This window comes from Campylobacter concisus, from assembly GCF_902460415.1.
Classification (GTDB): Bacteria; Campylobacterota; Campylobacteria; order Campylobacterales; family Campylobacteraceae; genus Campylobacter_A; species Campylobacter_A concisus_Y.
Window position 1 is genome coordinate 180655 of sequence record NZ_CABPTY010000001.1, and the last position, 19204, is coordinate 199858.

General features: G+C 37.7%; 14 protein-coding genes and 2 pseudogenes. 8 read left to right on the forward strand and 8 right to left on the reverse strand.

Annotation, left to right across the window (positions count from 1 at the left end):
- Nucleotides 1–163: 163 nt before the first annotated feature.
- Together FZ940_RS00900 and FZ940_RS00905 are read right to left on the reverse strand one after the other, a co-directional pair.
- Nucleotides 164–595 carry a GatB/YqeY domain-containing protein gene (locus FZ940_RS00900; protein ID WP_148821159.1) on the reverse strand — a complete coding sequence of 144 codons (432 nt, stop codon included), beginning with the start codon at nucleotides 593–595 and terminating at the stop codon, nucleotides 164–166.
- A 30-nt stretch (nucleotides 596–625) separates the two neighbouring features.
- Complete coding sequence (locus FZ940_RS00905) at nucleotides 626–1528, reverse strand: Ppx/GppA phosphatase family protein (protein WP_148821160.1); 903 nt, start codon at nucleotides 1526–1528, stop codon at nucleotides 626–628.
- A gap of 129 nt (nucleotides 1529–1657) precedes the next feature.
- Here FZ940_RS00905 and FZ940_RS00910 point away from each other — a divergent pair, with 129 nt between their 5' ends.
- Nucleotides 1658–3196: an inorganic phosphate transporter gene (locus FZ940_RS00910; RefSeq protein WP_148821161.1), complete on the forward strand. Its 1539-nt coding sequence runs from the start codon at nucleotides 1658–1660 to the stop codon at nucleotides 3194–3196.
- A gap of 104 nt (nucleotides 3197–3300) precedes the next feature.
- Here the strand turns inward: FZ940_RS00910 and FZ940_RS00915 are convergent, their stop codons facing one another.
- Complete coding sequence (locus FZ940_RS00915) at nucleotides 3301–5874, reverse strand: ATP-dependent Clp protease ATP-binding subunit (protein ID WP_148821162.1); 2574 nt, start codon at nucleotides 5872–5874, stop codon at nucleotides 3301–3303.
- Between the two features lie 252 nt (nucleotides 5875–6126).
- Between FZ940_RS00915 and FZ940_RS00920 the strand changes: the two genes are divergently transcribed.
- Genes FZ940_RS00920 through FZ940_RS00945 form a run of 6 tightly spaced genes read left to right on the forward strand, consistent with a single transcriptional unit; the run spans nucleotide 6127 to nucleotide 10977 of the window.
- Nucleotides 6127–7398, forward strand: coding sequence for a S41 family peptidase (locus tag FZ940_RS00920; RefSeq protein ID WP_262367591.1), 1272 nt, complete (start codon nucleotides 6127–6129; stop codon nucleotides 7396–7398).
- Nucleotides 7399–7415: 17 nt separating this feature from the next.
- A complete protein-coding gene (gene purC / locus FZ940_RS00925) occupies nucleotides 7416–8126 on the forward strand; it encodes a phosphoribosylaminoimidazolesuccinocarboxamide synthase (RefSeq protein WP_021091373.1) in 711 nt (236 codons plus the stop codon).
- Between the two features lie 8 nt (nucleotides 8127–8134).
- Complete coding sequence (gene purS / locus FZ940_RS00930; protein ID WP_103603908.1) at nucleotides 8135–8371, forward strand: phosphoribosylformylglycinamidine synthase subunit PurS; 237 nt, start codon at nucleotides 8135–8137, stop codon at nucleotides 8369–8371.
- Nucleotides 8368–9033 carry a phosphoribosylformylglycinamidine synthase I gene (gene purQ, locus FZ940_RS00935; RefSeq protein ID WP_148821164.1) on the forward strand — a complete coding sequence of 222 codons (666 nt, stop codon included), beginning with the start codon at nucleotides 8368–8370 and terminating at the stop codon, nucleotides 9031–9033. Before purS ends, purQ begins: the two co-directional genes overlap by 4 nt.
- Nucleotides 9027–10322 (forward strand): SH3 domain-containing protein, encoded by a 1296-nt coding sequence (locus FZ940_RS00940; protein ID WP_148821165.1) that lies wholly within the window; start codon nucleotides 9027–9029, stop codon nucleotides 10320–10322. Before purQ ends, FZ940_RS00940 begins: the two co-directional genes overlap by 7 nt.
- Nucleotides 10303–10977, forward strand: coding sequence for a lysophospholipid acyltransferase family protein (locus FZ940_RS00945; RefSeq protein WP_262367592.1), 675 nt, complete (start codon nucleotides 10303–10305; stop codon nucleotides 10975–10977). Before FZ940_RS00940 ends, FZ940_RS00945 begins: the two co-directional genes overlap by 20 nt.
- A 144-nt stretch (nucleotides 10978–11121) precedes the next feature.
- Here the strand turns inward: FZ940_RS00945 and FZ940_RS09770 are convergent.
- Nucleotides 11122–12177: pseudogene (locus FZ940_RS09770) on the reverse strand (methyl-accepting chemotaxis protein); the annotation flags it as partial.
- A gap of 24 nt (nucleotides 12178–12201) precedes the next feature.
- Nucleotides 12202–13098: pseudogene (locus FZ940_RS09775) on the reverse strand (Cache 3/Cache 2 fusion domain-containing protein); the annotation flags it as partial.
- A gap of 247 nt (nucleotides 13099–13345) precedes the next feature.
- Here FZ940_RS09775 and htpG point away from each other — a divergent pair.
- Nucleotides 13346–15202, forward strand: coding sequence for a molecular chaperone HtpG (htpG, locus tag FZ940_RS00955; protein ID WP_148821168.1), 1857 nt, complete (start codon nucleotides 13346–13348; stop codon nucleotides 15200–15202).
- Between the two features lie 150 nt (nucleotides 15203–15352).
- Here the strand turns inward: htpG and sdhE are convergent, their stop codons facing one another.
- From sdhE to sdhA, 3 genes are read right to left on the reverse strand one after another with little or no spacing between them, the layout of a single operon-like run.
- Nucleotides 15353–16210: an 8-methylmenaquinol:fumarate reductase membrane anchor subunit gene (sdhE, locus tag FZ940_RS00960; RefSeq protein ID WP_148821169.1), complete on the reverse strand. Its 858-nt coding sequence runs from the start codon at nucleotides 16208–16210 to the stop codon at nucleotides 15353–15355.
- Nucleotides 16211–16212: 2 nt separating this feature from the next.
- A complete protein-coding gene (gene sdhB, locus FZ940_RS00965; RefSeq protein WP_107687219.1) occupies nucleotides 16213–17178 on the reverse strand; it encodes an 8-methylmenaquinol:fumarate reductase iron-sulfur subunit in 966 nt (321 codons plus the stop codon).
- Between the two features lie 9 nt (nucleotides 17179–17187).
- Nucleotides 17188–19050: an 8-methylmenaquinol:fumarate reductase flavoprotein subunit gene (gene sdhA / locus FZ940_RS00970; RefSeq protein ID WP_148821170.1), complete on the reverse strand. Its 1863-nt coding sequence runs from the start codon at nucleotides 19048–19050 to the stop codon at nucleotides 17188–17190.
- Nucleotides 19051–19204: the final 154 nt, after the last annotated feature.

Genomic DNA, 19204 nt, shown 5'->3' on the forward strand with positions numbered 1-19204 from the left:
CAAATATATAAAAAAGCTTGTATTTTACCTTTTAACATATTCATATAAGTATTATGCTTTTAAAATTATCTTTTTTAAAATGAAGGTCATATTTGATTTTTTGAAAACTTACACATTAAAAAGTAAGTTTTCAAAAATTAGAAGCTTTATAAGATTGTAGATTTTAAGCCAAAAGCTCTTTTGCGATCATACTTATGCGTTTTGCTTCAGCACTTGCTCCGATCTCATCTTTTGCTATTTTCATTACATCGCCTAAATTTTTACCAGCTCTTTCAATAATATTTTTTATTTTCTCTTTAAGCTCTTCATCGCTTAGTTGTACTGGCAAATATGCTTTAATGAGTTCAATCTCGCCCTGCTCTTTTTTAGCCAAATCCTCTCTAGCGCCTTTTATATAAAGCTCAACCGAGTCAGCCCTCTTTTTGATCTCCTTTTGAAGCAGTGGAAGTACCACTTCATCAGTCATTTCAATCCTTTGATCGACTTCAACTTGCTTAAGTGCTGCATTTAGCGTTCTTAAAGTATCTCTTTTAAACTCATCTTTTGCCTTCATAGCCTCTTTTATATCAGCTAAAATTTGCTCTCTTATACTCATTTCCTCTCCTTTAAATTTTTGAAATATTAACTAAAAATTTGTGATAATTTCTTGAAATTTTCCTTGCAGATAGGCCACACCAACACCCTCTCTAAGCCCATCGTCAATAACTAAAAATTTTGCTTCTTGCCCGACTAAAAGCTCCTCTAAAAGCAAGGTTCCAGCGATGAGCGGATACTTTCTACCTCTTCCAACCGCCACATCAGCGCTCTTATCGTCCATCTTTAAAAGCTCATTTACAAACCAGGCAAGATCGTCATTTTTAAGCTCAAGTCCGCTTACTTTTTTTGGATCATAGTTCTCGTAGTTAAGTCCAAGTCGTAGCGCTGCGATAGTAGTTGGTACGCCAGAAGTCAGCACGATAAATCTATTTTTTAAGCTATTTAAAAATTCTCTTGCATCTTTTGTATAAAATTTTGCATTTTTTTGCATTAAATCAAGTGTTTTAAATTTCTCAAAAAATGTAATAATGCCAAATTTAAAACTCATAAAATTTCCATTTTCACCGATCTCTGAGCTTGCTCCACCGATGTCAATGATGCTAAATTTTTCATTGATTCCAAGCTTTTTAAAAGCATTTTGAACACCCAAAAATGTAAGCTTTGCTTCTACTTTACCGCTGATGATATGAAAATTTATGCCAAATTTCTCTCTTATCTCGCTAAAAATTTTCCCGCTATTTGACGCCACCCTAAAAGCCTCAGTTGCGACTGCTACGCATTTAAATTTATCAAAGTCAAATTTACTTTTAGCCTCCGATATCGCTTCAAAGAGCCTATTTTTGGACTCATCTGCTATCTTGCCACTTTCATTTAGTCCTCTAGCAGCTCCTACTATCTTTTCATAAATTTGCTCATTACTAAAGCCATTTTGCTCTTTTTTGACAAGTGCTACACGAAATGTGTTTGAGCCAAGATCGATCGCTATAACCAAAATTTATCCTTAAAATTTTTGCAGATTCTAACATATGATAATTTAGTATCATTTAAAGTTGAAAAATTCTAAAAACTTTAATATTTTTCAAGATATAATCCCTATCAAAAACCTTATAAGGGGGCTTGATTGCTTCGAGATAACTTATTAGCATTTGTTATTTTTGCAATTTGTAGCGTTGGATTTTTCGTTTGGGGCTATCAGTACATCCCGACAAATAACTACTTTTTATTCTTGATCGCTGGTATGTTTGGTCTTTTTATGGCCTTTAATATCGGTGGAAATGACGTTGCAAACAGCTTTGGCACAAGCGTTGGCGCTAAGACTCTTACGCTTAAGCAAGCTCTCATCATCGCAGCCATTTTTGAGCTTAGCGGTGCGATATTTGCAGGATCAGAGGTTACAAATACGATTAGAAACGAGATCGTGAAATTTCCAAGCGATCTAAATCCGATGAAATTTGTCATCATCATGATCTCAGCCCTTCTTAGCTCTGGTCTTTGGCTCTTTTATGCGTCTAAAAAAGGTCTACCAGTCTCAACCACTCACTCGATCGTTGGCGGCATCGTTGGTGCAGGACTTGCTATGGGTTTTATGATAAAAGATCCAGAACCATTTAGCATGGTCTCATGGAGTGAGATCGGTAGAATTGCCGTAAGTTGGGTCATTTCGCCACTGCTTGGCGGCGTGATGTCTTACGTTATATTTGGCTACGTAAAAAGTAAGATTATTGAGCCAACACATGAGCTTAAAATGAATCTAAAAGCTCTAAAAGCTGAGCGAAAAGCATATAAAGAAAGCTTTGTAAAAGCACTAAAAACAAAGCCGGCCGAGGAGCAGATAGCTACTCTTTCAAAGATCGCAGTTATCGATGAGGACGAGATCGAAACCACTGAATACAGCGAGTACCGCTCAAAAATTCGTATCATGAAAGATAGCGAAAAAGAGATAGATACTTTTAAAGCAATGAAAAAGCATATCCCAATTATCGCTGGATTTGCAGCAATGGTCATCTCATCAATGATGCTTTTTAAAGGACTGGAGCATATAAATTTAGCCTTTAGCATCATCCAAACTATCTGGATCATCTTCGTCATCGGTGCTCTAGCGTATCTTGCAAGCCTTGCTATTATAAACGTCATGAGCAAAAACGATAGCGAAAAGAGTATCAATAGAATTTTCTCATGGTTTCAAATTTTTACCGCTTCATCTTTTGCATTTTCACATGGTGCAAACGATATCGCAAACGCAGTTGGACCATTTGCAGCCGTACTTGATGTGCTAAAAACTGGCTCTATAAACGAAAGTTCACCCATACCAAGCATCGCAATGGTAACCTTTGGTATCTCGCTTGTCGTTGGGCTTTGGTTTTTAGGCAAAGAGGTCATCACCACTATCGGCTCAAAACTAGCTGAAATTTTACCGACAACTGGCTTTAGCGCGGAGCTTGCCTCAAGTATCGTCATACTTCTAGCCACAAAGCTTGGCATACCAGTTAGCTCAACTCATATCCTAATAGGCGCAGTTTTAGGCATCGGCATCGTAAATAAAAATGCAAACTGGAAAATGGTAAGACCAATCATTCTTGCTTGGCTCATCACGCTTCCAGCAGCTGCTATCTCATCAGCTATATTTTATTTTGCCCTTGCTAAATTTTTAGGCGTTTAGTCATATTTTTAAATAGCTAAACAGCCCTATTTTTTAGATAATTTTTGTATAAAATTTATATGAAGGCTTGGCAAGTTGATCCAACCTGCCAAGTAAATTTGAAGTTATTTTTTCTTAATGATGATCTTCTCACCATCGCTATCGATGGTGATCTCATCGCCGCTTTCAAGCTCATCTTTTAAGATCATATCAGCGATCTTATCTTCAACTAGCTCATAAAGCGCTCTTCTAAGAGGTCTTGCGCCATAAACTATGTCAAAGCCAGCTTTTGCGATAAATTTCTTAGCCTCTTCGCTTAAAATTGCCTTGATACCACGGTTATGAAGAGTCTTTTCAAGCTCTTTAAACATGATCTCAACGATAGAGATTAGACCTTGTTCATTTAGAGGATTAAATATGATAGTATCATCAAGCCTATTTAAAAACTCAGGTTTAAAGTAGTTTTTAAGCTCGTTTTTAACAGCCGCATCACGATCTTCTCCCTTTAGCTCCATTATGAAATTTGAAGCAATATTTGAAGTTAAAATGATAATAGTGTTTTTAAAATCAACCGTTACGCCCTTATTATCAGTCGCACGTCCGTCATCTAAAATTCCCAAAAGTATGTTAAATACATCTTTGTGGGCCTTTTCGACCTCGTCAAAGAGTATGACTGAGTAAGGTCTTCTGCGAACTGCCTCTGTTAGCTGACCGCCCTCGTCATATCCAACATATCCTGGAGGTGCACCAAGAAGTCTGCTCACACTGTGTTTTTCCATATACTCGCTCATATCAAAACGAATGAGCGCCTTCTCATCGTCAAATAAAAATTTAGCCAAAGCCTTAGCAGACTGAGTCTTGCCAACGCCTGTTGGTCCAAGAAATAAAAATGAACCAATAGGCCTTTGGCCTTCGTTTAGCCCTGCTTTATTTCTCTTAACAGCACGTGCAAGTGCGTGCAGTGCGTCATCTTGACCGACAACGCTCTCTCTTAGATGCTCTTCGATGCGCAGATATTTCTCTTTTTCGCTTGTTAGCATCTTTTTAACTGAAATTCCAGTCCATTTGCTCAAAATTTCAGCCACAAGCTCTTCATCGACTTGATTTTTAAGAAGCACACCCTCTTTTTTCATGTGCTCCCATTTTTCTTCAAGCTCGTGTTTGTGCTTTTTAGCGTCTGCTATTTTGCCGTATTCTATCTCGGCAGCTTTTTGAAGATCGCCATTTCTTTTTGCTATCTCGGCTTGTGATTTTAAGCTATCGATCTCTTTTGTTGCTTTTGAAATTCCGCCAAAAACAGCCTTTTCGTTTTCAAATTTAGTATCAAGCGCTAGCTTTTTCTCATTTAGGTCAGCTATCTCTTTTTCGATCTCGCCAAGTCTTTCTTTATTTTTATCCGCATCCTCCATCTTTAGCGCTTCTTTTTCTACTTGAAGCGTTACGATCTCGCGTTTTATCTTTGAAAGCTCGTATGGCTCGCTCTCTATTTGCATCTTAAGCTCAGCTGCTGCCTCGTCTATAAGGTCTATCGCCTTATCTGGCAAGAAGCGGTTTGCGATGTATCGGTCACTTAGTCTTGCTGCAGCAACTAGCGCGCTATCTGTTATCGTGATACCGTGATGAACTTCAAGGCGCTCTTTTATACCACGTAAAATTTGAAGTGCCTCATTTACACTTGGCTCTTTAACGTCTATTGGTTGAAAACGCCTTTGAAGTGCTGCATCTTTTTCAAAGTATTTTCTATATTCTTTTAATGTCGTAGCACCAACGGCGTGAAGCTCTCCACGTGCAAGAGCTGGTTTTAGGATATTTGCAGCGTCCATTCCGCCCTCGCTCGCACCAGCTCCAACTATGGTGTGAATTTCATCTATAAAAAGTATGATATTGCCAGCTTTTTTGACCTCGTCGATGACAGCTTTTAGTCTATCTTCAAACTCACCTCTATACTTTGCGCCAGCTACAACTGCACTCATATCAAGCGCGATGACACGCTTGTTTGCAAGGCTTGTTGGCACATCGCGAGCCACTATCTTTTGAGCTAGCCCCTCAACGATAGCTGTTTTACCAACACCTGGCTCGCCAAGCAAGATAGGGTTATTTTTGCTCTTTCTTATTAAAATTTGCATCATCCTAGTGATCTCTTCATCACGGCCGATGACTGGATCAAGCTCTTTATTTAGCGCTTTTTGCGTTAGATCGATACCAAATTTCTCTAAACTATCAAGGGTATCATCGCCAGTTTGGCTATCTATCTTTTTACCACCTCTTATGCTCTCAAGGTTCTTTTTGATCTCTAAGATATCGCAAAATTTGCTTAAAATTTGTTTGATCTCACTAAGCTCAAGAGATGAGATGATCCATGTATCAACAGCTATGTAGCTATCGCCCATGCTTACCATTAAAGCTTTTGCATTTTCAAGCGAATTTATAAGCTCTCTTGAAACTGAAACGTTATCTTTTGTGACATTTGAGCTGCTTGGGAGTGACGAGATCTTGCTTTTTATCTCAAGCTCGACCGCGTCTTTACTTATGTTCATCTTATTAAATACTTGATTCAAAATAGAATTACTATCAGCGAGCAAAGCCCAAAAGACGTGAAGTGGCACAACTTGTGGATTTTTAGAAAAGATCGCTAAGCTAACGCCTTTTTCAAGTGTCTCTTGCATCTGCGCTGTTAAATTTTCTGTTATGTCAGCCATTAAAGCTCCTTAAGTTATTTTATAATGGCGGCATTATATAACTTTAGTCTTATATTGTCAAGTATATTTATAACATTTATCACTCTTTTTATTTAATTGCTAAAATTTGCTGTTATAAATTTGTGTTAAAAATAGACAAAAGCTAAAAATATAAGGCTAAATTTATGCTTTTTTTAGCCAAATGTTAATAAAATTGAGCCAAAAAATATAGGAGATATTTTGAATAAATTTACTAGATCTTTTGCGCTAAAAATAACAGGCGCCCTACTCATCTCAAGCGTAACAGTAAATGCGCTTTTTGCTAAAACTGAAGATGAGGCGAGTGCGAAACTTGAAGCACTTTCAAAACTTACAAAAACCATCTCAACTGTTGAAAAATACTACGTTGATGACATTAAATTTAAAGAGATAATCGACAAAGCCATTGCTGGTTTGATGCAAAATTTGGACGCTCACTCGAGCTTTTTAAATGAAAAAGCATATAAAGATATGCAGGTGCAAACAAGCGGCGAATTTGGCGGGCTTGGCATAACAGTTGGCATGAAAGATAGCGCACTAACCGTTATCTCGCCTATCGAGGACACTCCAGCTGATAAAGCAGGCATAAAGGCAGGCGATATCATTTTAAGGATCGATGGCAACTCAACTATCGGCACAACGATAGATGAAGCTGTAAATAAGATGCGCGGCAAGCCAAAAACTCCGATAACAATTACGATCTTAAGAAAAGGCGAGCAAAAGCCATTTGACGTAAAGATCATAAGAGATCTTATAAAGGTTGAATCTGTCTATGCAAAAATGATAGAAAATGAAAACATCCTTTATATACGCGTCACAAATTTTGACAAAAACGTCGTCACAAAGGTAAAAGAGGCGATCAAAGAGCATCCTAAAGCAAATGGCATCATACTTGATCTTAGAAACAACCCTGGCGGTCTTTTAAATCAAGCTGTTGATCTAGTGGATCTTTTCGTAGATAACGGTATCATCGTATCTCAAAAGGGTCGTGATGCATCTGAAAATGTAGAGTATAAAGCAAGCGCTAGCAAAACCTTATCAAAACTCCCACTTGTTGTCCTTGTAAATGGCGGAAGTGCAAGTGCTAGCGAGATCGTAAGCGGTTCATTGCAAGATCATAAGCGTGCGGTGATAATCGGCGAAAACACATTTGGTAAAGGCAGCGTTCAGGTGATCTTACCAATAGACGATACAGAAGCGCTAAGACTGACCATCGCAAGATACTACTTGCCAAGTGGCAGAACTATCCAAGCTGTTGGCGTAACGCCTGATGTAGTCGTACATCCTGGCAAAGTGCCACAAAGCGACGATAGTGCGTTTAGCATCAAAGAGAGTGAGCTAAAAGCGCACCTAAAAAGCGAACTAAACAAGATAAATCCTACAAGTGAGGGCAATAAAACTGAAGCAAAAGATGATAAAAAGATAATCACGCAAAAAAAAGTTGATGAAGATATTCAATTAAAAACAGCGATTGACACGATCAAAATTTTAAAAATAAAACAATAAATTAGAAGGAGATCTCCATGCAAAAAAGAGAGCTTATTTACGAGGGAAAAGGTAAAAAAATGTATGCCACAGACGATGCAAATCTGCTTGTGGCTGAATTTAAAGACGATCTAACAGCATTTGATGCTCAAAAAAGAGGCAACGAAGCTGGTAAAGGCGCATTAAATAATAAAATTTCAACACAGCTTTTTAAGCTTTTGGAGAGTAAAGGCATCGTGACTGACCTAGTTGAGACTATCAGCGACACTGAGCAAGTAGTCAAAAAATGTGAGATCATACCTCTTGAAGTTGTTGTTAGAAACATTGCAACTGGCTCACTAAGCAAAAGACTTGGCATAAAAGAAGGCACGGTTTTACCTTTTACACTTGTTGAGTTTTACTACAAAAACGACGATTTGCACGATCCATTAGTAACAGATGAGCACTGTATCATTATGGGATTAGTAAAGAGTGAAAAAGATCTTCAAACTCTAAGACACACAGCAAGAGAGATCAACTCTATATTATTTAAATTTTTTGCCGAAAGAGATCTAAAACTAGTTGATTTTAAAATAGAATTTGGTATCGACAAAGACGGCAATATCATTTTAGCTGATGAAATAAGCCCTGATAGTTGTAGATTCTGGGATGCTAAAACCAATGAAAAACTTGACAAAGATAGATTTAGACAAGACCTTGGTAGCGTAAAAGTCGCTTACGAAGAAGTTTTAAGAAGAATTTTATCGTAAGGACAAAGATGAAAGCTGTTGTAAATATAGCATTAAGAAGTGGGGTCCTTGACCCTGCTGGCAAAGCAGTGGAGCATGCTTTAAATTCTCTTGGATTTAGCGGTGTATCAAATGTCAGGATAGGCAAACAAATCGTTTTAGATATCGACGAGAGTGATAAAACTAAGGCAAACGAGCAGTTAAAAGTGATGTGTGAAGAGCTTTTAGCAAATACCGTCATCGAAGACTATGAGATCGTGTTATGAAAGTAGCGATCATACTTTTTCCTGGCACAAACTGCGAAGAAGACACAGCTCACGCATTTAAACTACTTGACTGCCAAACACAAATAATCTGGCACAAAGAAGATAAAATAGATGCTGACCTGGTCGTGCTTCCAGGCGGTTTTAGCTATGGAGATTATCTAAGAACAGCTGCGATAGCTAAATTTAGCCCAGCTATGCAAGCTGTAAAAAAGCATGCAAAAAAAGGCGGCTATATCTTAGGAATTTGCAATGGTTTTCAGATGCTACTTGAGCTTGGACTCTTAAAGGGTGCGATGAGAAGAAATGAAAATTTAAATTTCGTCTCAAAATATCACCACCTAAAGGTAATCTCAAATAACAATAAATTCTTAGCAAATTTAGCCAAAAATGAAGTAGTTAATATCCCTATTGCTCACGGTGAGGGCAACTATTATACTGATGAAAACACTCTAAAAGGTCTTTACGACAACGATCAAGTATTACTAAAATACTGTGATGCCAAAGGTAACGAAATAAATCCAAATGGCTCAGTCGACAATATAGCTGGAATCTGCGATGAAAGCAAAAAGATTTTTGGTCTTATGCCTCATCCTGAGCGTGCTTGTGAGAAAATTTTAGGTACAGATGATGGCATGAAGATGCTAAAAGGTCTAGTTTGGTAAAATATTTTCTTTTTATCTCCCTACTCGTACTAAATTTATTTGCTGTAAATACCGATGAAGTAAGCGTTTTTGATATGATGGACGAAGCTAGGGAGGATAAATTTGTAAATAGCCCTACTTCAAATCCAAAAACTCAAAAACCGCCAAAAGAACAAGATTTTTCAAGAAAATTTGTATCACCACAGCCAGAGCGTATCACTCCAGAGCAGATGCGAAACATCGTGCCAACAAACGAGCCAGATATTAGCGTCCCAGACAATCAAGTATATGATAAGATCAAAGTAAAAGAGCTTCTTTTAAAAGCCACAAATGTGCCAAAAAATGTTGTTATAGGAGAAATTTTTAGTGTTGAGATAGTGGCTGATACGCAAAATGACTTTGAGTTTGAGTTTGAGACACAGCTTGATGAAACAAATATCAAATGGCTAAATAAGAAAAATTTTCAATGGGTAAAAAGCGAAGACAACAAATATGTAGGTACTTTTTATCTTGAGGCAACAAGCATTGACGCAAAGACTTTAAAAGTTAGCTTAATCCTAAAAAGAAATGGTGAAAACTATCAAAACTCAAGTATAAATATCTTCTTGCCAAAGCTAAAAGAGCTTAGAAGCGATGAGAACTACAACCATATCGTGGCCGATAATCTTGAAGTTAAGAAATTTAAGACAACAAAATTTGATGATATAAACAATATCATGGTTGTAGAAATTTATGGTAACAACGTAGATCTAAGTGCTTTTAATATAGAAAATAAGACAATCTTAAAGCAAGGCGTAGATACGATAAATGGCGACTTTAACTCACAAAGTGCATATTATTTTGCAGTATTTAAGCCAAACAAAAAATCGCTTGACTTTAATTATTACAACCTAAAAAAGGCTAAATTTGAAAGCTTTTCTTTGCCAGTGAGTGTTGAAGATGACGATGTCAGCACACAGATCGGACTAAACCCAAAACAAAGTGAGTTTAGCACCTATAAAGATGTCACGATCTACTCTTGTGCGGTAATTTTTATATTATTAGCTATTTGGCGCAGAAAATTTAGCTACTTTTTTGTGGCGGCTGTTTTTATCGCGCTTGGAATTTATACCTACAACCCTTTTGGCAAAGCAGTACTTAAGCCAGATGTGAGCGTTACTATCCTTCCAACTAAAAATTCAACCGTTTTTTACACATCTCGCAAAAATGAAAATGTTGAAATTTTAGACACGAAAGATGACTACTCAAAAATTTTATTTGCAGATGGCAAAATCGGCTGGGTAAAAAAGGATAATCTTGTCAAAAATTAGAGCTTTATTTTTTGCTATTGAGTTTGTTATTAGCGTTATTCTTGTCGTCTTTTTTATGTGGCTATTTAATGATAAAAATAGAGCCATAAGAAAATTTTGGGGAAGATCGCAAAGGTTTTTTGGTGGATATAAACTTGAAGTGATAGGCAATTTTAGTGATGAGGCAAATATCTTACTTATAAACCATCAAAGTATGCTTGATATCATTGTCATCGAAGAGCTACACCCAAAAAATGTCTGCTGGATCGCAAAGGCACAGATCGGTAAAATTCCTATAATTGGTAAAATTTTAAGCTTGCCAAAAATGATAGCGGTTGAACGTGAAAATAAACATTCACTAATAAAGCTTTTAAGTGAAGCAAAAGATAGGGTTGAAAATGGTCGTGTTTTAGCGATATTTCCCGAAGGAACAAGATCTCAAACCAATAAGCTTTTGCCTTTTAAAGGTGGTGCAAAACTATTAGTTGAAAAACTAAATTTAAAAGTTCAGCCTATCGTTATAGTAGGAAGCGATGCTATGAAAGTGAAAGAATTTAGCTTTAAAAAAGCGGATATCAAGCTCTTTTGCCTTGATTTAGTCGATACTTCAAAAGAAAACTGGCTAGAGGCGACTAGAGAGAGTATGCAAAAAGTTCTAGACAAAAATAGAAAATAAATTTGGCTTTGCAAATTTACAAAGCCCCCCTGCTCTATATCATTATCTATAAAAATTTGATTTTATATACTAGAAATTTTATCAATAAATTTAAAAAGGTCTAGCAAGGGCTAGACCTAAAATATTAGCTTAAGAGGTAAGCTCTCAAGTCCTAAAGACACTAAGTTTTGAATTTAATGCATCTGTCATCTTGTTTAGATGTTCTGCCGCTGAAGCTATCTCTTCGACACTTCTAGCATTTTCAGATGAAATTTGGTTGATATTTGAGATACCTTCCATGATTTCATTTACATTTTTGCCAGTTGCGATGTAGTCTTGCATAGTCTTATCAGACATTGCTATAGCGTTATTCATTGTCTCACTCATAACATTTATAGTTTTTTCAACGTCGCTTGCCACGTGAGTTAACTCTTGGATCTGTTTAGAGTTGATACCCATTTGCTCGCTACTATCATTGATCGCTTGGACAATGACGTTAATAGTAGCATTTATCTCAGTTAAACTCTTTTGAGTCCTCTCAGCTAGCTGTCTAACTTCATCAGCAACAACAGCAAAGCCACGTCCATGCTCACCTGCTCTTGCAGCCTCGATAGCTGCGTTAAGTGCAAGTAAATTTGTCTGATCAGCTATATCATTGATAACAACAAGGACTGATTTTACCTGCTCGGCATCACGGCTAAGCTGATCGATCTTATCAGCCATTTGATTTTCTACATTAGCAGAATCAATAATCTGCGCTGATAGCGATCTTATAGCTTCAGTTGCCGTTTTTATATGTGTGCTAGCCTTTTGAAGGTCATCTTTGCCAGCTTGAGCTACTGCTAAAGATTCTTTCATATTTTCTTGCATTACTTTACATCTTTGATTTGTCTCTTCCACTATTTCGGTTGATTTTTCTACACGTTTGCCTGTCTGAAGAGATGTAGAACTAAGCTCATTTGCAACGGAGCTATTTTCACTTGAAAGGTGCTTTGTATCACTTATTAGTATTCTTATTCTTTCAATAAAATCATTTATATCTTTACTTATTTTAGCTATTTCATCTTTACCATAAATAGGAATTTTAATTGTAAAATCAGATGTTATCGCATTTAAATTTGTTCCTAGTCTATCGATAGGATTTGCAACCATCTTCTTAAGCAAGAGCATTGAAACAGCTATCAAAAGTAAGGTAACTATGATACTTGCTATGATGAAATTTTTACTAACTACTTTTAATGGTGTTAAAAAATCATCAGTAACAGCTGAACCTAAAACCATCCAGTCTAGTTTATCAAATGACTCAAAAGCAACTATACAGTCAACCCCATCAATTATAATGGACTCAACACCTTTTCCTTTTTTAACAATATTATCCATAGTAGTTTTTAATTCACTACTTAGCTCTTGATTTGCCTTAGTTGGATGGAAGTCAAATTTTCCAGTTTTAGTATTGTAAAGAGAAAAATATCCATGCTTACCAAGTTTCATCTCAGAAAAAGTCTTTTTCATATTGTTTAATCCCTCGGTAGGATCATAACCAACAAATAAAATTCCTATTACCTCGTTATTTTCAATAATAGGATCATAAATACTCATATAGTTGCGTCCAAATAAATTTACAACGCCTATATACCTCTCTTTATTCATGATATTTTTATAGGCTTGACCGTTTTTGTCAATCATCGTACCAACAGCTCTACTACCATCAGCCTTCGTCACCGATGTACTAACTCTTAAAAAATTATCACCTGATTTTGCAAAAATGGTTGAAATTCCACCTTTTGTAGCTTTATTAAATTTATCTAGAATATCGTAGTTGTTGTTTAAAATACCACTTTGAGATATTAGATCTATCGCCTCGTATTTGTCAGTCTTGCTCATCTGGTGATTAGTTGAAATTTTTCCAATCATCTCTTTAAAAACACTCATTATCAGCTCTGCACTACTTACATTATCTTTTTCAAATAATTTAACCGTATTCATAGCAAGCTGGACGTTTTGTTCTACTGTTGTAAGCACACCATCTTTTATCTCGCGCTCTAAAATATTTGATGTATATACAACAAAACATGTCATAGATACTGCCAAAACCGTAGCAATCGTTGCTGAAACTTTTACCAAAATGCTTCGTAAATTCATTTTGTCTCCTTTTTCCAAAAATTTTCGCCTTGATTATAGCACCATTTTAAATAAACTTTATACAAGAATGCATAATTAATAATAATTAATAAATTATCATTATTATTTTATTCATAAATTATAACTTTTTTAAAACCATTTTAAAAATTTGATTTAAAAACCTTGATAGTAATGCTATCAAGGTTAAGTATATTTTTATCACTTTGTGTTATAATCTGCCAAAAATTTTAAAACAAGGAAAAGAAAAATGGCAGATAAATTTGAATTTCAAACCGAGGTCAATGACCTTTTAAATTTGATGATCCACTCTCTTTACTCAAACAAAGAGATATTTTTAAGAGAGCTCATCTCAAACTCAAACGACGCTCTTGACAAGCTAAATTACCTTTGCTTGACTGATGAAAAGTATAAAAGTCTAAGCTACACTCCAAGGATCGACATCAAAGTAGATGATAAAGCTAAGACTTTAACCATTAGCGACAATGGTATCGGTATGGATAAGGATGAACTCATCGCAAATTTAGGCACGATAGCAAGAAGCGGCACAAAAGGTTTTATGAAAAATTTAAGTGGCGATGCTAAAAAAGATAGCTCACTGATCGGTCAGTTTGGTGTTGGCTTTTACTCAGCATTTATGGTGGCAAGTAAGATCGAAGTCATAAGCAAACGAGCACTTAGCGACAAAGCCTACAAATGGACATCTGATGCAAAAAACTATGAGATCGAAGATGCCCAAAAAGAGAGCTTTGGAACGGACATCATCTTACATTTAAATGACGATGAGTTTGCAAATTCTTGGCGTATCGAAGAGATAGTCAAGAAGTATTCAAATCACATTCCTTATCCTATATTTATGGATAAACAAAGCTATGTCGCTCCAAAAGAAGGCGAAAAAGAGGGCACTTATGAGACTAAAAACGAGCAAATAAACAAGGCAAATGCGCTTTGGAGGCTAAATAAAGCCAGCCTAAAAGAGCAAGATTATAACGACTTTTATAAGCAAATTTCACACGACAGCAGTGATCCGCTCCTTTACATCCACACAAAAGCTGAGGGTAAGATTGAGTACTCAACTCTATTTTATGTGCCAAGCACTGAGCCGTTTGACCTCTTTAGGGTTGATTATCAAAGTGGCGTAAAGCTCTATGTAAAAAGAGTTTTCATCACAGATGATGCAAAAGAACTCTTGCCGCCATATTTAAGATTTATCAAGGGCATCATTGATGTTGAGGACTTGCCACTAAATGTTAGCCGCGAAATTTTACAAGAAAATGCGATCATGAGAAGTGTCAAAGAGCAAAGCGTGAAGAAAATTTTAAGCGAGCTTGCAAAGTTAAAAGATAACGACCGAGAAAAATACATAAAATTTTACAAACTATTTGGCAAGGTTTTAAAAGAGGGGCTTTATGGATTTAACGCTGAAAAAGAGCAAATTTTAGATCTTTGCCTATTTAAAAGTTCAAAAAGAGACGGACTTATCAGCCTAAAAGAGTACAAAGAAGCGATGAAAGAGGATCAAAAGTCGATCTACTACATCAGCGGCAACAATGAAAATATGCTAAGAAATTCTCCGCTTCTTGAGAGTTTTAAGAAAAACGACATCGAAGTGCTTATTATGGATGAAGAGATCGATACGATCGTTATGCCAATGGTCAATGAATTTGACAAAACACCTCTAAAATCAGTCTCACACGCTGATATAAATGATGAGATCAAAAGCGGTGAGAAGGTCGATGAGAGCAAGGTTGCAAACACGCTTGTTAAAATGAAAGAAATTTTAAAAGATGAAGTCAAAGATGTAAGACTAAGCTCAAGACTTTCAAGCTCGGCTGCGGTGCTAATTTACGATAAAAACGATCCTGATTATGCTATGCAAGAGATGCTTAAACAGATGGGACAAGGCGCAAACGCTCCAAAAGTTAAACCGATCTTGGAGATCAATGCAGATCATGAAATTTTTGCAAAACTAGAGAAAAATGAGGCGATGATTTACGACATTGCACCTTTGCTTCTTGATATGGCAAGGCTAAATGAGGGCATGAGCCTAGAAAATCCAGCTAAATTTTCAGAGCTACTAACAAAAGTGATGATAAAAGCTATCTAAATTTATAAAGCCCAAAAGAAATTTTGGGCTTTAACCTGCTTTTATAAATTTAATTTTCTATATTTATTATCTTTATTGCAGTAAAAATTTATCGGTAAAAATTTAATTGTGTAAGCTAAATTTCCCACGCCAAAAGACGTGGGATAAAATTTACGCTATCTTGGTAGCATCGATGATGTTTAGATCAAGACCTAGATCTTCAACAGATAGTCCAAGTGCAAGACCTACAAGCTGAGATAGGTGAATGATAGGCTTTCTCACATTTGAGTGGTTCTCATCTTGATATCTCTCTTGGTAGATGTCAAGTTGCATTTGACAAAGTGGGCATGGTGTGACAACTACGTCAGCGCCGTTTTCATCGGCGTTATTTACGATCTGGCTTGACATTTTTCTTACAGATGTGCCGGCTGGATAACTAGCGTGAAATCCGCAGCAGTCAAGTCTTTTCTCAAATGGTACAATAGTAGCACCAAGTGCGCCTACAACGGTTTCAAAGCTCTTTGGATTGACTGAGCTTTCTCTATTATGCAGATCTTTTTCAGGTCTTAGGCTATGGCAGCCATAAAATAGCGCTACTTTTAGCCCACTAAGTGGTTTAACAACCTTTGCTCTTAGCGTTTCTACGTTTTGATAAAGCACCCAAAGAAGGCTTGTGATCTCGGTTGAGCCATTATATTTCATATTGCCCTCAGCCAAGAAAGTATTTATGCGGTCCTTTGAACCCTTATCAAGTGTAGTTTTAGCTCTTGTTAGAGTTAGCATACAAGTTGAGCATGTTGTAAGCATAGGCATATTCATCTGCTCAGCAAGTGCTATATTTCTAGCATTTGCCACAAGTGTAGCGATAGGATCGACGTCTTGTGCTTGTTGGGCACCACAGCAGCTCCAGCCCTTTATCTCATGAAGCTTCCAGCCAAGTATCGGAGCGATAGCCTCAAGCGACATCTTAGCTTCTTTAGCTGCTTGAGAGAGTACGCATCCTGGAAAAAAAGCGAATTCGTTTTGCATAATTACTCCTTACTAGCAGCTTTTCGAGCCGCATTTATCATTTTTACTAGATCATCATGTCCTTCTATGTCCTCTTCTCCAAAAATATGAAGTGGATTCATCTTACCTGCAAGCATTAAATTTGCAGCGATATCCATTTTGCCCATATTTCTAAATACTCCCTCAGAGCGAAGTGCAAGCTTGATCTCATTTAGTCTGCCTGAGCCATCAACTAGATCAGTTAAAAACGCTTCAGCGTGATCTGGTCCCATACCATCATCAAAGCCTTTTTGTATAGCCATGATGCGAAGATCGGTTATATCCTTGCATGCACTTATGCCTTTTGGACAGCGATCAGCGCACTCTTGGCACTTTACACACATCCAAAGGCCATTATCTATAGCTGGTTTTAGGTGCGGCATAGGATCTTTGCTACGTGAGTCAAATGCAGCTCTATAAGCATGCACAAATACAAATGGCTGCATATAATCGCTCGCATCAGCTTCAAGTTTATTACACTCACTAGCGCACGCACCGCAAAGTATGCAGTCCCATTCAAGCGCTACTTTTTCATACTCTTTTTGACTTTGCTTACAGCCTTTTTCTGCGCTAAATTCTGACTTAGCTGTAATGCTAGGCTTTATCTTGCGTAAATTTTCGATACTTGGCTCCCAATCAACCATAAGATCAGAGATGACCCTGAAATTTCCAAGTGGAGAAATTCTTATACTCTCTGGGTTATCATACTCAGCCAAAAGCTCATTCATCTTTGTATCGCAAGCTAGATACGAGTGACCATTTACTCTAACAGCGCACGCTCCACATATCGCTGAACGGCAAGATGCTGTGAAATTTAACGTCGCATCCTTTTTTTGTTTGATATCAAGAAGCACTGTTAAAAGAGTTTTGCCTTTGATCTCTTCATTTGTTAGCTCATAAGTTGATTCATATTTTTTAGTTCCGTCAAAGCGGTCGATAATAATTTTCATCCTAGCTCCTTACTCTGGCTTCTTGCCGTCAAGTGAAAATATGCCTGTCACAACATCTTTGTAGCCAAGCTCCAACTTGCCGTCTTTTAGTGTGACTATGCTGTGTTTTAAGAAATTTACATCATCTCTTTTTGGATAGTCCTCTCTTGTGTGAGCGCCACGGCTCTCAAGACGATTTTGCGCTGCAAGGCATGCTGCACGAGAAAGAAGTATAAGGTTGCCAAGCTCGACATAGTCAGTAAATGCTGTGTTCATGACTGGGTTTTGATTTGGCACTTTAAGGGTGTCATATTTTGCTTGGATAGCTTCTAAATTTTTAGAGAGCTGATCAAGTTTTGCGCCAGTTCTAAAGATACCCATTAGATCCCAGTTGTTTTTACCAAGCTCTTCACGAAGCGCGTACATGTCGTTCACACCACCCTCGCCTGTTGCGATAGATTTAAATTTATCTTGCCACATTTTAGCTAGCTCTGAAGTCTTTTTACCACTTGCAAATTTAGCATCTTTTGCGTATGCGCCAGCACCTTTGCCAGCTAGATCGCCGGTGACCACTGCGTCAGTTAGGCTGTTGCCACCAAGGCGGTTTGCACCGTGAATAGATACGCATGAGGCCTCGCCGCCTACATAAATTCCAGGAATTTTTGTGCTCATATCGTCAAATTTAGCCACTTCGACGCCGCCCATTGAGTAGTGAGCTGTCGGACGGATAGGCACTGGTTGCTCGACTAGGTCAATGTTTTGAAAGAGCATCGCTGTGTGGCGAATTTTTGGAAGCTTTTTCATGATATTTTCTTTGCCAAGGTGGCGAACATCGCAAAGCACGTAAGAGCTCATACCCTCACCAAAACCCCTGCCCTCACGAATCTCTGTCTCAATCGCACGAGCGACGACGTCACGAGGAGCAAGCTCCATCTTTTCGTGGTAGTTTTTCATAAAGCGCTCGCCCTTGTTGTTCAGCAAGTATCCGCCCTCACCGCGAGCCGCTTCTGTGATAAGTGTGCCGCCGTTTTGAACACCGGTTGGGTGAAACTGGATCATCTCAGGGTCTTCAAAGCCAAGACCAGCACGAAGAGCTACTGCGATGCCGTCGCCTGTTGCTATAAATGGAACTGAAGTGCGGTTATAGAAAATTCTAGTGTAGCCGCCAGTTGCGATGACAAGTGACTTGCAAAGAACTGGGTAAATTTGACCATCTTGGATGTTGCGAAGAACGACGCCTTCAATCTTGCCATCCTCAAGACCGATCTCAAGTAGCTCATGATCCATTAGAAATTTAACACCGGCTGTGATCGCGTCGTCCAAGCACGCATGCATCAAAACGTGGCCAGTTTTATCAGCCGCATAGTTACAGCGTTTTTTGCTAGCGCCACCCATGAAACGAAATGCCACGTCGCCGTTATCTTTACGGGACACGTCGCCATTATCTATACGAGAAAAGAGCATACCATTGTGATCTAGCTCATGTATGACTGCGCCTGCTGCCTCGCAAAATTTCATAACTGCATCTTGATCGGCAAGATAAGCCGCACCTTTAACTGTGTCATAAGCGTGAAGCTTGAAGCTATCGCCATTACTAAAGTCAGTAACGCCGTTTATTCCACCCTCTGCCATACAGGTCGCATTACGTGATGGCATCATCTTTGTAGCAACAACGACGGTTGAGTTTGGATATTGCTTGCGAACGGCTGTTGCTGCACGAAGTCCGGCACCACCAGAACCGATTATTAGCACATCAACAGATGGCAAGCCACTTTCATTGCCTTTTGGCAACTCACCAGCAAAAACATTGGTTGCACCAGCTGTTGTAGCTAGCGCACCTACGCTGATACAGGCACTTTGTAGAAATTCTCTTCTGGTAAATTTTTCACTCATTGATAACTTCCTATCTTAGTAAATTTTTAGCGTTTAAAACGCACCGCCAGTTCATTTCTTAATATTTTTTAAAACAACTACATTAATTAAATAATTAATAATGAAACATTACATTAAATTTACTTAAAAGAAACATAAAGATTTATTTTAGATT